This window comes from Hymenobacter sp. GOD-10R, from assembly GCF_035609205.1.
Taxonomy (GTDB): domain Bacteria; phylum Bacteroidota; class Bacteroidia; order Cytophagales; family Hymenobacteraceae; genus Hymenobacter.
In genome coordinates, this window is the sequence record NZ_CP141184.1 from 756,325 (window position 1) to 769,555 (window position 13,231).

Here is a 13,231-nt window from a genome sequence, read left to right on the forward strand (position 1 = left end):
CTACGACCAGCGCAGCACGACGTTCTTGTATGGATCAAGATGATAAGTTGTCAGAGAATTTACTCTGCTGCTGGAGTCGTTGGGCGGCTGAAAACCCGGGCTACCCAGCGGGGGAGAAAGACGGCACCTAGCACCAAGTACAGGTAGTAGGTCACGATGCGGTAGAACAGAATGACGAAGTTGGTCATGGTGGCCGTGCCGATAAAGCGGCCGAAGAAGAGCGGAAAAGCTCCTTCAGCAATGCCTGCACCGCCGGGGGTAATGGCTACCAGCAGCACAATTTTATACACCATGTTGCGGCTAAAAATGACCCAAAACTCCCCGAAGTTGATCGGAATGAAGGCCGCAATGATGCAACCGATAACCAAGTAGCGCGCCGTCCAGACGAAGGCCGTTGCTAGTGCTGTCCGAATCCAATAACCGGCCTTGTTGCCGCGGAGCTGCGCAGAAGCCGCTACCATTTCTTGGCCATGCTTGTAAGCGCTAGGCCGCCACCGGCGCAGCAATCGGAATGAAAACAGCCGTACCAAAAGCCGCTTCATGGCTGTTGGGTTGATAAATAGCGCGTAGACCATGGCAAACGCATACAGCGTTACCGACACATAGCTTACAATAAACGCCACGCGGATGGAGGCGGCAAAAGCGCCTTTCAAGGTTTCCGGAAACAACCCTTCTCCGGCCCAAAGCACCACGATTGGCACGGCAATGACGTAGTAAATGTTGTCCAGCAGCGCCGTAACCATCACGTAGGCCAAGGACTTACCTAGGGTAATACCTTCCTTATTTAGAATAAACGGCGCTACCGAGGTGCCACCCGCCGCCGAAGGCAGCACGCAGGAGGCAAATTCCCAGATCATAATCACATCGAGACTCTGGCGCCAGCTTAGTACTCGCTCTGATATTTCCCGAATGCGGTAAATGTATCCTAGGTCGCGAGCCATGAGCACGGCGAACGTGATGACTAGCCATTGCTCCTTGGCATTGCGCAAAGGGGCTAGGTCGCCGGGTTGGTAGCTGCGCCAAAACATGAAGCCAACAACCCCGATGCCGATGAGCACCGGCAGAATAATGCGCGAGGGTTTGAGCTTATCGAGTAGCTGTTGATCCTGACTTTGTTGGGTAAGGGGCATAGGCGTGGGGTGATAAGCAAAAGTACGTAGTACAGGCGGAGCCGGCTGTGAATTCGTTGTTATGGTTGCAGAAAGCGAAAGCGATGCGAAGCCGTGGCGTAGTCCTTGTACAGGCGTTAGGGTAAAACCAAGATGGTTGTGTAACAAACACAACAACCGGTCAAGCAGAAAACCCGTAACTTTGACCATTGTACGTGTCAGCATACCCCCGTAGTCTCAACATTTTAGCCTCGACGTCTGTTGCTCACAGTTCTCTACTCTCTGTTCCCTTCTCACGATGATTGTCGAACCTGGTGAATTGCTGGCGGCTATAAACTCGCCCGATGATCTTAAGAAACTCAGTGAAGATCAGCTGGTACAGCTAAGCCAAGAACTCCGACAATTTATTATTGATTCCGTTTCGATTTACGGTGGCCACTTCGGCGCTTCGCTCGGTGTAGTGGAGCTGACGGTGGCCCTGCACTATATCTTCAACACGCCCTACGACCAGCTCGTGTGGGACGTGGGCCACCAAGCGTACGGCCATAAAATCCTGACCGGACGGCGCGACCGTTTTCCGACTAATCGGCGCTACAACGGTATGTCGGGCTTCCCGAAGCGGAGCGAGAGTGAGTATGATGCATTCGGCGTCGGCCACAGCAGCACCAGCATTGGCGCGGCCCTCGGTATGGCGGTGGCATCCGAATATAAAGGCGAGAACGACCGGCAGCACATTGCCGTAATTGGCGACGGTGCCATGACGGCCGGTATGGCCTTCGAAGCCCTAAACCACGCGGGCGTCACAAACTCCAATCTGCTGGTTATTCTTAACGATAACTGCATGAGCATCGACCCCAACGTGGGCGCGCTCAAGGAGTATCTAACCGACATTACTACCTCGCGTACTTATAACAAAGTGCGCGACGAGCTGTGGAACGTGCTTGGCAAGCTGAGCAAGTTTGGCCCAAATCCGCAGCACATAGCCCGCAAGGTGGAAACCGCCATGAAGGCTACTTTGATGAAACAAAGTAACCTCTTTGAGGCGCTGAAATTCCGCTACTTCGGTCCAGTTGATGGACACGATGTAAACCACTTGGTGACTATCCTACGCGACTTGCGCAGCATTCCCGGTCCCAAGCTCCTGCACTGCGTGACGGTGAAAGGCAAAGGCTACGCCTTAGCCGAGAAAGATCAGACGCTGTGGCACGCCCCCGGCTTGTTCGATAAGATTACGGGCGAGATCTACAAAAAGCACCACGACAAGCCTCAGCCGCCGAAGTACCAGGATGTGTTCGGACATACCCTTGTGGAGCTAGCTAAGCAAAACGCCAAGATCATGGGTGTGACGCCGGCCATGCCGTCGGGCTCCTCGCTGAACATCATGATGGAGGCCATGCCCGATCGTGCTTTCGACGTGGGCATTGCCGAGCAGCACGCTGTGGTATTCTCAGCCGGCCTAGCTACGCAAGGCTTGGTGCCGTTCTGCAACATCTACTCCTCGTTTATGCAGCGGGCCTACGACCAAGTGGTACACGACGTTGCGCTGCAAAACTTGAACGTGGTGTTCTGCCTCGACCGAGCTGGTTTTGCCGGTGCCGACGGTCCCACGCACCACGGCGCCTACGATATTGCTTTTATGCGCTGCATCCCGAACATGGTGGTATCGGCCCCCATGAACGAGAGCGAGCTGCGCAACCTTATGTACACGGCCCAACTGCCCGATGCTGGTCCGTTTAGCATTCGCTACCCACGTGGCGAAGGGGTGATGCCCGAGTGGCGCACGCCATTCAAGAAAATCACCGTTGGCACTGGGCGTGTAATCCGCGAAGGTGAAGGCGTAGCGATTTTGAGCTTCGGCCACATCGGCAACTACGCTGTGCGCGCCACGAACCAGCTTTTAGCCGAAGGCCTAGAGCCCGGCCACTTTGATATGCGCTTCGCTAAGCCGCTTGATGAGGAGATGCTGCACGATATCCTAAACCGCTACAAAGCTGTTGTGACGGTAGAAGACGGCTGCTTGCAAGGAGGTTTCGGCTCGGCCGTGCTGGAGTTTATGGCCGACCACGGCTATAGCGTGCTCGTGAAGCGTCTCGGCATTCCGGACCGCGTGGTGGAGCATGGCACTCAAGATGAGCTCTACAAAGAATGTGGCTTCGATGCCGCAGGTATTGCTACCGCTGTGCGCGAACTGACCGGCAAGGTAGCCGCGCAGATTGGCATTGAGACGGTGATTTTGTAGCGAAAAGCTAGGGTATTTAGAAATAAAAAAGCCCCGTTGGATTTTGGTCCGGCGGGGCTTTTTTGTATTGTCTTTAACAAGTCCTTAGTTAGTAGCCAACACGGAGGCTGCCTCACATCGATGTTTGATAACAGTTAAAATTCGACGTTGAATTTCGCTCATCACGTAGTCAGTCCATAATCCAGCATACGGATTGAGCCGTGTGCTGAGCCGTTGTTGACTGTACAAGATGAGGCGAGTACGAGTAGGACTCAGCTGTTTCAGCTCGTAAGTGCCGCGCAGTACATCAAAAAAGCGTCCTCCAACTGTCACGTGCTCATCGAAGGTTGTGGGAGGAATAGTAGCAGTATTAGGCGTAATGCTGAACGAAATGCGTTCCTGTGGCTCCCAGACGTCTACAGTTTCGATAAACTCAACGCCTCGTTCAAAAGTAGCATGGCGTACACCACCTATTCCTTCGTGCGTTAAAGTAGCTTCAACGGGACGCGGGAAGCCAATTCTGTCTATTAAGCTAGGTCCTAGATCATGTGCCTGAATAGCAGGAACACGGATGATATGGTGCCATACCACCGTAGCTGGTGCTTGGATAACTATGGTATTTTCGACTCGTCGTAAACTAGTAGGAGCAATGAACTGGCTTTCAACGGGAGCTAATAAAAACGGCAGAAGTGCAAAAGCTACTAAGGTGTAACTCTTCGTCTCATCAGTTTTGTCCTGGGTCATCACCACATAAATTGTTGCACCGATCCAGGAGGTAAATAGAAAAACTGGGAAGATGATCAGCACGCAAATCATTCCTTCTAAGTGAAAGAGCAAAGCGGTAGCTAAGAATAGCAGAACTGTAAGAAAGGGAGCCCACACAGTCCGCCAGGATCTAGTAGCAGTAGCAGGCGTGAAATGGGCTGTCGTAGCACCAAGTGCGGCCGGAACGAGTACTAGAAAGCAGAGCATCAATAAGCCGCCTGCTTCATGGAATAAGTCGCTAGCAAAGACGAAACGGCCCAACAGCGCTAGAAGTAAACCAGCTGCACCCGCAATAAAATAGTGCGAATACTCACGTTTTATAAAAGACATTGTAGCAACAGTAATAAGAAGCAACCTACGTAAAGCTGCACAATCATACCAATTTGATCTGTGCGTTTGGGCGACATCTTACTAGCTATATTCTTCTCTTATTCTGTTATTGTCAAAAGTTAGCTCCTACGGCAGCACCGTAAGCGTGCCTTTATATTTGCGGCCGTCGGTGTAGGTGATGAGGTAGTAGTACACGCCGGAGCTGCCAATGCCACTCCAGCGGAAAGTACGTTCAGGTGAGCGGTACACCTCGTTGCCCCAGCGTGAGAAAATCTTGATGCCAGCGAAGCGCACGTCGCAGAAGTCGGCAGGCAGGCTCGGGATGGTGAACACATCGTTGAGGCCGTCGCCGTTGGGCGTAATGACGTTGGGGGGCAGAAAGCTGAGGGTATCGGTGGCGGGTACTACTTCAAACTGTACGGTGCGGCTGTAGGCTAGCTTTTCGCAAGACGACGTTTCCTGGAGCTGAAAAACGACCGTTAAGGTTTCTGCTACTTGAGCGGCGTCGCAGGTGGCTTGCCACTGGAAAAGGCCGTTGGCGGTGCCGTTGCCGTTTTGCGCGGTGAAACTCATGCCCATAGCAGCTAGGTCGAACCCCTGGCCTTGGGCGCTGAGCACTAACGGGTTCTTATCGGCGTCAGTACCCGTGAGGGTGGCGGTGTAGGTGCTGCCCAGCGGAACCCGAACCGGAACGATTGCCCCCGTGGCGCTGACCGTTTGAAAGCTGGTGGTCAGTACGGCGGGGATGTTTGGCAGCGGCTCGGCCATGAAAGCTAAGCGCACGGTGTCACGCTTGGGCAGGCTGCACCCGTTATCGGCTACGACGAGGTCGAGCAGATAGACTTTCTTTTTGGTGTCGAAACACTCGGGGAAGCAGAGTGTGGCCGTGAGCGTGTCGGGGGAGCCAGCGGCGCGCACGGTGCCACTGGTGGCGGTGGTGAAGCTAGGTCCGGTAGCGGCGCTGGTGAAGTTGACCGGTACGGCCGACACAGTTAATCGAGAATTGGCATCGGCGTCGGTGTAGCGCAAGCGGATGCAGTGGTCGCTGCCAGGCTTGATCTTCAGGGTGTCGTGGGCCGGATTGTACGCGCGAGCGCCGGTAGCGGCGGTAAAGAGCTGCAAGCTAGGTGCCGTGTTCTGCGGGCAGTTGAGGACGTAAATCTGGAAGTCGCGTCGCGTCTCGCCGATCTTCACGCCCTTACGGTATTCCGAGCAGCGCACCCCGAACACAAACAAGCCGAGCTGCGAAGGCCGTACGGTGAGGCGACCTGTGTGGGCATCGATACCGAGAGTAGGGTTCCCCGGAATTTGGTTTTGGGTGCCCAAGCCGGTGGTCCAGGTAACCGTGGTGTACGGCGCGCCTTCCGGGGTGGGCGCGGGGTCGAGGCTGGAAGAGTGGCCGTTCAGGGGCGTCACCATGTCATATACCAGCGAGTCGCCATCAGCATCTTGGCCTCCAAAATCGTAGTAAAACAGCTCGCTGCGGCAGGCATAGTCACCGAGGGGCGGGAAGATGCGCGGCGTGGAGTCAACAAACGACTGCCCATTGCGCACGACGGCCGGAAACTCCAGGTAAAACGTCTGGGCGGCCGTGAGCGGCGACACGATGTTGCTAATGGTTTGATTGCGGCAGCAGCGTTCGACGGCCGCGTAGTAGCCGGCCGTGCTCGTATACGTAGCCGCGGGCAGCGTAACATCGGCGCTGTATACAATCTTGCGCGTGCTAAGGCTCGAAACGGTGCAGGCTGGATTGGTGTACTGCACGGGCGTTCGACTCAGGCGCTGCAACACCACTAGCGCCATGCGGCGGTTGGTGGCCTTATCGAAAATACCGGCGGTCAACGTCAAGTCTTCCGCATCCGGATTCCCATTGATGACGTCGAAGTACAGGTTCAGGCTCAGCGTGTAGGTGCTGCCTGACTTGTACTGCAGCTCCATTTCGCCACCCACAATGTGCGTGGCGCGCGCCGACGAAATGCTGCTGGCTAGCAGCAAAAGGATAAGGCAGAAACAGGAAAACGGCTTTTGGAACAACTTCACCATAGCAGACCGGGCGGGCGCCGTAAGCGTAAATCAAGCGTAAGGTGTGGAAAAATCGAGAATTCCCGACTGGCACAACCAGTCGGGAATCAAACAAAGCATACGACCTAGGCTATAGGTGTGCTGAGCCTAGGTCGCACGAGTCGCCGCACTACGAGTGCGAAGTGGAAGAAGTAGAAGTGGTATCCGTTGGCGCCTTCTTGCAGCCACCTTTAGAAGTACTGGTGCCCGAAGACTTGGCGCTGGAAGTACTGCTGCTGCTTTCTGTGCTTGGCACTACGTCGTTGGTTTCGCAGGAGCTTAGGAGGCTGGTGCTGAGCAACAAGGCAAAGCCAGCACGGAGGATTAAAGAGGTCTTCATGAGTGTAGAATGGGTAAAAGTGAAAAAAATGAACTGGGTAAGCTTGTAGGGAGAATCATTGAATGTTGCCACCGACGGGTAAGCCACTGGGTACTTGCGCCGGCACGCGTTTGTCGTAGGTATCGGAGTTGAGCGAGCCTAGGAAAGCAATGATGGCCTGCTGGTTGGTCACGGTGCGAGGGAATAACGCGTCGAGGCTGTTGCGGGGCACATGGGGGTTGGCCGAAGTAGGTGTACCGCGGCCCGCGTCGTAGAAGCGGAGCACGTCGGCTAGGGTGGTGAGCACGCCGCTGTGCATGTAAGGTGCCGTCGCGGCGAGGTTGCGCAGGCTAGGTGTGCGAAATGCGTACGTACCGTTTTGACCCGAATCGGAAGTGGTAAGCTTGCCATTATCGGCTACGCCGAGCACATGCAGTTGGTAGTCAGAAAGCATAGGGCCGCTGTGGCACTTCTGGCAACCACTCTGCACAAAGGCATTCAGGCCCTGTACTTGCTGAGTGGTTAGGGCCGTTTGGTCGCCGCGCATGTAGCGGTCGAAGGGCGTGTCCGTTGCTACCAACGTGCGCTCGAAGCAGGCCAGCGCCTTGCCTAGGTTAGTGGCCGTGATGGGCGCGGCGCCGCCAAATACCGCCGCGAATTGCTGCTGATACTGCGGAATACGCCGCAGCCGGCTCACGACCGAATCCAGAGCCGCTGCTTCGCTGAACTGGTGCCCGCGCATTTCTTCTAGCGTGGCAATCGGCAGCAAGGATTGCGCTTCCAGGGACTGCGCCCGCTCATCCCAGAACATGGGCGCCGTCACGGGGTTGCACACAGCATCCACGCCGATACCGTTGAAGGCGACATTCAGCAGCGTTTGGGTGTTGCGTTTGCCAAAAGGAATATCGTTGGGCGCGTGAAAGCGGCGTGTGGCACCTAGGCCTTGCCCGTTCACGCCAATGGGCAGATCGAGCTGATCGGCGTAGCCGCTGGCCGGATGGTGGCAGCTCGCACAACTCACGTCGCGGCTACCCGAGAGAATCGGGTCCCAGAAAAGCGCCTGGCCTAGGTTGATTTTGGCCGCCATTGAAGCATTATCGGCGGGCGCAGTTACGGTAAGGGGCAGAGCACCTAGGCCGTTGGTGGTGGCAGTGGTCGTTGTGGCGGCGGCGCTAGCCCCAGGGCTGACCGCATCGTCTTTCTGACAAGCAACTGCCAGTAAAAAGCAAAGGCTACTCACCAATGACCAAGTAGAAAGAGCGGCTTTCACGGGTAGAGAGGAGGCATAAGGTGGAGTAGACGATAAAGCCTCAAGTCCTCTCTCAAGCCTGTAAGCTGCTATAGCAACCTAATACTGCGCTGAGAGGCACTTGGCTTGCCGAAGCTACCATCCTTGCTAGCCTTCCTTTAGGCAGAATAGGCCACTTGCCAAAGTACCTAGACAACTACCCGTTTTTTATCGGTGAACGGCGAGCTCCACCCTAGCCGTCTGAGCCTCTTGCCTCACCATTCATTGCATCTGCTCGAGGCACAACGCCTTGAACAATAAGCGCTATTTCCAGCGGCTAAAGAACTGATCGAACGTTTCGCGGTACCGCTCGCTCACCGGAATCGTCATGTCGCCGATCTGTACGGTGCTGCGCGTAATGGACTTGATTTGATTCAAAGCGATGATGTACGAGCGGTGAATACGCATGAATTGCTGCGACGGCAGACGGTCCTCCAGTGCTTTCAAGCTGGAAAGTGACAACAGCGGCTTGGGCTCGCTCTTGCGGTACACTTTGATGTAGTCCTTGAGCCCTTCGATGTACAGAATGTCGCTGTAATCAACGCGTACAAGCTGATACTCTACCTTTAAGTAGAGGTATTCTTCAGCGGGTGGTCCAGTCAGTGCGGGCGTTTCAGTAGTCGGCGCGGGCACTGGGGGCGGGCTTTGCATAAGCTCGGCGTACGCCTTGGCTTTCTGGGCAGCCCGCAGAAACTCATCGTAGTTGAATGGCTTAAGCAGGTAGTCCAACGCATCCACCCGAAAACCCTCGACGGCAAACTGATTGAAAGCCGTGGTGAAGATGATGCGCGGGCCTCGGTTGCCGGGGCCTTTGTCTAGCACCTTGGCTAGCTCCAAACCGTTCAGATCGGGCATCTGAATATCCAGAAATATGACGTCTACTGCTGGGTCTTGGGCGAGAGCCCGCAGGGCCTCTACCGATTTGCGGTAGCTGCCGGCTAGCCGCAGAAAGGGGGTTTGCTCGATGAAGGTGCAAACGAGCTTGAGCGCCAGGGGCTCGTCGTCGACGGCAATGCAGTTGAGGATCATAGGAGCGTAAGGGTGAGAAGGACGCGGTATTCGTTGTCGGGCGTGCGTTCGGTAACGGTAAGCGAGTAGCGGTTTGGGTAAAGTACTTCCAGGCGGCGCAGCGTATTGGTGAGGCCAATACCGCCACCTTCATCGAGCGTGGCCTGCTTGGGAAACAAACTGTTACGTACTTCCAACTCCAGCGTCTGCTCGGTAGGCTGCCGGATGGCGACGTAAATATGGCTGTTGCCGTCGGAGCCGATGCCGTGCTTGAACGCATTTTCTACGTACGGCAGCAGCAGCATCGGCGCGATCGGGGCGTTGTGCAGCGGCTCGGGTACTTCAAACGTGACGGTTACTTCATCGGTCAGGCGCAGGTGCATCAGGTCGATGTAGTCGCGCACAAAGGTGATTTCCTGGCTCAGCAACGTAGTATCGGCGGGCGTTTCATAGAGCACGTAGCGCATCATGCGCGAGAGCTGATGCAGTGCCGCCCGCGCCTGGTCGCCGTCGATGAGCGTAAGCGAGTAAATATTGTTGAGCGTGTTGAAGAAGAAGTGCGGGTTGATCTGCGCCTTTAGCAACGACAGCTCCGTGGCCATGCGCGCCTGCTCCAGGAGCTGCCGGCTTTGGGCGTCGCGCTGCCCTTTTTGCACCGCCGTCAGGCCCGTGCCCAGACCTAAGGTGAGTAGCGTAATAAGCAGAATACCAGGGTTGAAAAGCGCGGGTTCTTCGCCCGGACCTAGCTGCATGTGGGGCCGCGGAGCACACCATGGGTTCACGTTGAGGGCATCTTCGCGGGCTTGGGCCAGCAGCTCGGGTACTCGCAGTCGTTCTTCAAGCTGCTGATGCACGGCAAGGGTCAGGAGCGTGGCGCCGGCAAACAAAGCTAGGTAGAGCAGCACTCGGCGTCGGTAGAGCAGGCGCGGCGCCACAACCAGCACATTCGCGTAAAACGCTGCGACGAGCACGCCAAACACCACCCCCTGCTTGAGCCAAAAAGCGCTCGGCAACGGAGCCGGCTGGCCCGGTGGGGGCAAGGACAGCAACACGCCTACCAAACCCCAAATGAGCGCGTGAAGCAGCACCGTAGGCGCGTAGCGTAAAAAGAAGGGCGGTAAAGACACGGGCTTTCAGAAACAAAAGGAAAAGCAAAGTACACGTTTGAGGACGTAGTAAGCGGCGGCGGTTCGGCCACTAGCGGAAGTTTACCGATCAGCGCTAACTTTTGTGCGTTTGCGGATAGAAGGAAGGTTGGGTGGCAAGATCGTAACGAGTATCGGCAGGGTCGTATGCCGCTCGTGCCGCGTTGCTAGATCTGAAATGGGCGGCGAAAAAATCCCGGTCGTCTAGGTGTTTGGCGAAGTGGCCTATTATAGTTCAGGTAGACGGAAAAAGGCGACTACGTTTGTGTTGAGCTCATGGCTCTTACCTAGCTGCACCGTTATGGTCTCTCGCTTTACATCTGAGCTGCTGTCGTCGGTAACAAAGCCAACGGCCCACAAGGTGCCGCTCGCAATGCTGTGCCTCTCCACGAGTTGGGGAATGCGCGAGGAGCAAATACTGGCTTTGGCAGCCGAGCTGCATAAAGGCACGCACGCCGTCACGCTTATCGTGGCGCCGGGCTCGGCGTTGCACCAGCAGGCTCAGGCGCACCAGGTGCCGTGCTTCACACTCCCGGTGCGCTGGAAAAGTTTTAACCTGTGGTCGGCGCGTGTGGTGGCGCGTTGGCTCGAGCGGCAGCAGATTTCGGTGTTGATGACGACTTGGGCCTCCGACCTAGCTTTTGCCAACTTCATTAAAGCTTGGGGCAAAAAGAGCCTGCGGCTGTTGCACCGCCAGCTAGAGCCGCTGCCCACTTCCAGCGCTTTGCCGGCTTGGTGGTTGGTGCAACAAGTGATGCGAGTCGATGCTTGGCTGGCTCCGTCGCCGCGGCTGGCTCGCCAGCTGCAAGCGCAGGCGCACGTAGATATGCGCCGCATGTGGATCGTGCCGCCCGCGTTGCTGCCCGAGGTAGAATACCACGGGCACGGCTTGACCCAAACAGCGCGCAATCTGCTGGACCTGCCCGAGCACACGCACCTAATCGGCGTGCTCGACTGCGGGGGCGATGGGCCGGCGTTTGCCATTGAGGCGCTGTACCGCATGCGGCAAGAACATGGCTGCGCCGCCGAACTGGTGCTGATGGGCGGCCCCGACACGCCCCCGGAGCTAGGCCGCTGGGCGAAGCTGCGGGAGCTAGCGCACCAGCTTCGGATGGACCATTGTGTGCACCTGCGTCCTCTGCACAATGCCAGTACGCCCATCTTGTTTTACCGCGCCTTAGACGTGCTGCTACTGCCCACCGAAGCCGACGCCACTGGCCTAAACCTACTGCGCGCCATGACCTCGTGCTGCCCGCTCGTTAGTGTGGCCGCCGCCGATGCCCTCGATTTGCTAGAAGAGCAGCGGACTGCGGCCCACCTCTTCGCGCGCGGCGACGTGGCGGCGTGCGCGCGGGCACTGGCTGATATACTAGCCGTGCCTGGCCCCGCTCGGCGCATGGCGCAGTGGGCCGCTACGCTGGTAGGGCGGCAATGCAGCCCTCAGCGGCAACGGCATCAGGTAGAAGCAATTATCGACTATATCAGTCGGCACGAGGTAGTGGTTTCCTGAGCGGACCTGCCGGATAGTAGGTTCTTGCCGTATCTTCACCAAGCACAATTGCCGGCGTCCGGTACTCATGAAACTCAAGAAGAACATCGCAACCAGCGAAACGGGCTTTATCTTCAATCCGGTCACCGGCGACTCCTTTTCCGCGAATCCATTGGCCGCGGAAATCATTGGGTTGCTCAAGCAGGAACAGACGGCAGAGGCCATTAAGGCGCATATCTTGGGGCGCTACGAGGTGGAGCCTAGCCAGTTGGAGAAAGATTGGGACGACCTAATCGCGCAACTGCGCGACCATAACCTGCTCGACTAATATGGAGGCTTCCGGCGGCAACCGGCCGCGCTATACCATCGCCGTGAGTGGGCTCAACGCTATTGATAGTCCTGGCCCCGGCGTGGCCGTTATCCGGGCGTTGCACGAAAGCTCCGGCTTCACGGTGCGCATCATTGGCCTGAGCTACGAGGCGCTGGAGCCAGGTATTTACCTGCATGAGCTCGTGGCCAAAACCTACCAGTTGCCGTATCCTGGCGCCGGCACGGCGGCGCTGCTAGAGCGCCTCACGCACATTCATGAGCAGGAAAAGCTAGACCTCATCATTCCCAACTTCGACGCCGAGCTGCCCAACTTTATCAAGCTAGCCCCCCAGCTGACGACCCTAGGTATCCGTACGTTTCTGCCCACGCTCGCCCAACTGGAAGCCCGCGATAAGCTGCATCTGCATGCTTTCGGGGCTGAGCACGGCCTGTCGGTGCCCGCCGATGAGCCGTTGCACCACGCCGGACAGGTGGCGCAGCTAGGGGAGAAGCTAGGGTACCCGCTGGTGGTGAAGGGTAAATTCTACGATGCCGTAGTGGCTCACACGCTTGAGCAGGCGCATAAGGCCTTCCATCAACTGCACGCCAAGTGGGGCCTCCCCGTGATTGGGCAGCAGTTTGTCACCGGCCACGAAATCAACATTGCCGGGCTGGGGGATGGCCGTGGCAACCTCATCAGCGCCGTGCCTATGCGCAAGCTCTATATCACGGACAAGGGTAAAGCCTGGGCCGGCATCACGCTAGAAGATCCGACGCTGCTTGCTTTGGCTGAGCAGTTTGTAGCTGCTACGAACTGGCGCGGCGGTTTCGAGCTAGAGCTAATTCGTACGGCCGCGGGCGAGCTATATATCATTGAAATCAACCCGCGCTTTCCCGCCTGGATTTACCTGACGGCTGCGGCCGGCCAAAACCAGCCAGCCGCGCTGGTGCAGCTAGCTTTGGGAGAAGAAGTACCGCCTTTCGAGGGCTACGCGGTCGGGCGCATGTTCATCCGCTACGCCTGGGATTTAATAACGGATAACACCGAGTTCCACCAAATTTCGGCCTTTGGTGAGCTATGAGACACTTCACAATACCACTATGCACGCAACTAAAAGCTATTACTAGGTCTAAGTTCCCCTCCTTTTTTAAGGAGGGGTTGGGGGTGGTCCTTCTCGTAGAACGACAAG

At 56.7% G+C, this 13,231-nt stretch carries 11 protein-coding genes; 4 read left to right on the top strand and 7 right to left on the bottom strand.

The window, feature by feature from the left end:
- Nucleotides 1–59 precede the first annotated feature (59 nt).
- A complete protein-coding gene (locus tag SD425_RS03120) occupies nucleotides 60–1,130 on the bottom strand; it encodes a lysylphosphatidylglycerol synthase transmembrane domain-containing protein (protein WP_324675310.1) in 1,071 nt (356 codons plus the stop codon).
- A 277-nt stretch (nucleotides 1,131–1,407) separates the two neighbouring features.
- Between SD425_RS03120 and dxs the strand changes: the two genes are divergently transcribed.
- A complete protein-coding gene (gene dxs / locus SD425_RS03125) occupies nucleotides 1,408–3,348 on the top strand; it encodes a 1-deoxy-D-xylulose-5-phosphate synthase (RefSeq protein ID WP_324675312.1) in 1,941 nt (646 codons plus the stop codon).
- 84 nt (nucleotides 3,349–3,432) lie between these two features.
- On the opposite strand, the gene SD425_RS03130 is transcribed toward dxs, so the two are convergent.
- The 6 genes from SD425_RS03130 to SD425_RS03155 all read right to left on the bottom strand — a co-directional run bounded on the left by SD425_RS03130 (nucleotide 3,433) and on the right by SD425_RS03155 (nucleotide 10,225).
- Nucleotides 3,433–4,422 (bottom strand): hypothetical protein, encoded by a 990-nt coding sequence (locus tag SD425_RS03130; RefSeq protein WP_324675314.1) that lies wholly within the window; start codon nucleotides 4,420–4,422, stop codon nucleotides 3,433–3,435.
- A 126-nt stretch (nucleotides 4,423–4,548) separates the two neighbouring features.
- Nucleotides 4,549–6,465: a gliding motility-associated C-terminal domain-containing protein gene (locus SD425_RS03135; RefSeq protein WP_324675316.1), complete on the bottom strand. Its 1,917-nt coding sequence runs from the start codon at nucleotides 6,463–6,465 to the stop codon at nucleotides 4,549–4,551.
- A 148-nt stretch (nucleotides 6,466–6,613) separates the two neighbouring features.
- The gene (locus SD425_RS03140; RefSeq protein WP_324675318.1) at nucleotides 6,614–6,823 is read right to left on the bottom strand and encodes a hypothetical protein; all 210 of its coding nucleotides are present in this window, start codon (nucleotides 6,821–6,823) and stop codon (nucleotides 6,614–6,616) included.
- Nucleotides 6,824–6,878: 55 nt separating this feature from the next.
- On the bottom strand, nucleotides 6,879–8,072 hold the full coding sequence (locus tag SD425_RS03145) for a cytochrome-c peroxidase (protein ID WP_324675320.1): 1,194 nt from the start codon (nucleotides 8,070–8,072) through the stop codon (nucleotides 6,879–6,881).
- Between the two features lie 282 nt (nucleotides 8,073–8,354).
- Nucleotides 8,355–9,119 (bottom strand): LytTR family DNA-binding domain-containing protein, encoded by a 765-nt coding sequence (locus SD425_RS03150; protein ID WP_324675322.1) that lies wholly within the window; start codon nucleotides 9,117–9,119, stop codon nucleotides 8,355–8,357.
- Nucleotides 9,116–10,225, bottom strand: a complete 1,110-nt coding sequence (locus tag SD425_RS03155) for a histidine kinase (RefSeq protein WP_324675325.1) — start codon at nucleotides 10,223–10,225, stop codon at nucleotides 9,116–9,118. Before SD425_RS03155 ends, SD425_RS03150 begins: the two co-directional genes overlap by 4 nt.
- Nucleotides 10,226–10,544: 319 nt before the next feature.
- On the opposite strand from SD425_RS03155, the gene SD425_RS03160 reads away from it, so the two are divergent.
- From SD425_RS03160 to SD425_RS03170, 3 genes are all read left to right on the top strand, one after another.
- Nucleotides 10,545–11,753 (top strand): glycosyltransferase, encoded by a 1,209-nt coding sequence (locus tag SD425_RS03160; protein ID WP_324675327.1) that lies wholly within the window; start codon nucleotides 10,545–10,547, stop codon nucleotides 11,751–11,753.
- A 67-nt stretch (nucleotides 11,754–11,820) separates the two neighbouring features.
- A complete protein-coding gene (locus SD425_RS03165; RefSeq protein ID WP_324675329.1) occupies nucleotides 11,821–12,060 on the top strand; it encodes a PqqD family protein in 240 nt (79 codons plus the stop codon).
- Between the two features lies 1 nt (nucleotide 12,061).
- A complete protein-coding gene (locus tag SD425_RS03170; RefSeq protein ID WP_324675331.1) occupies nucleotides 12,062–13,123 on the top strand; it encodes an ATP-grasp domain-containing protein in 1,062 nt (353 codons plus the stop codon).
- Nucleotides 13,124–13,231: the final 108 nt, after the last annotated feature.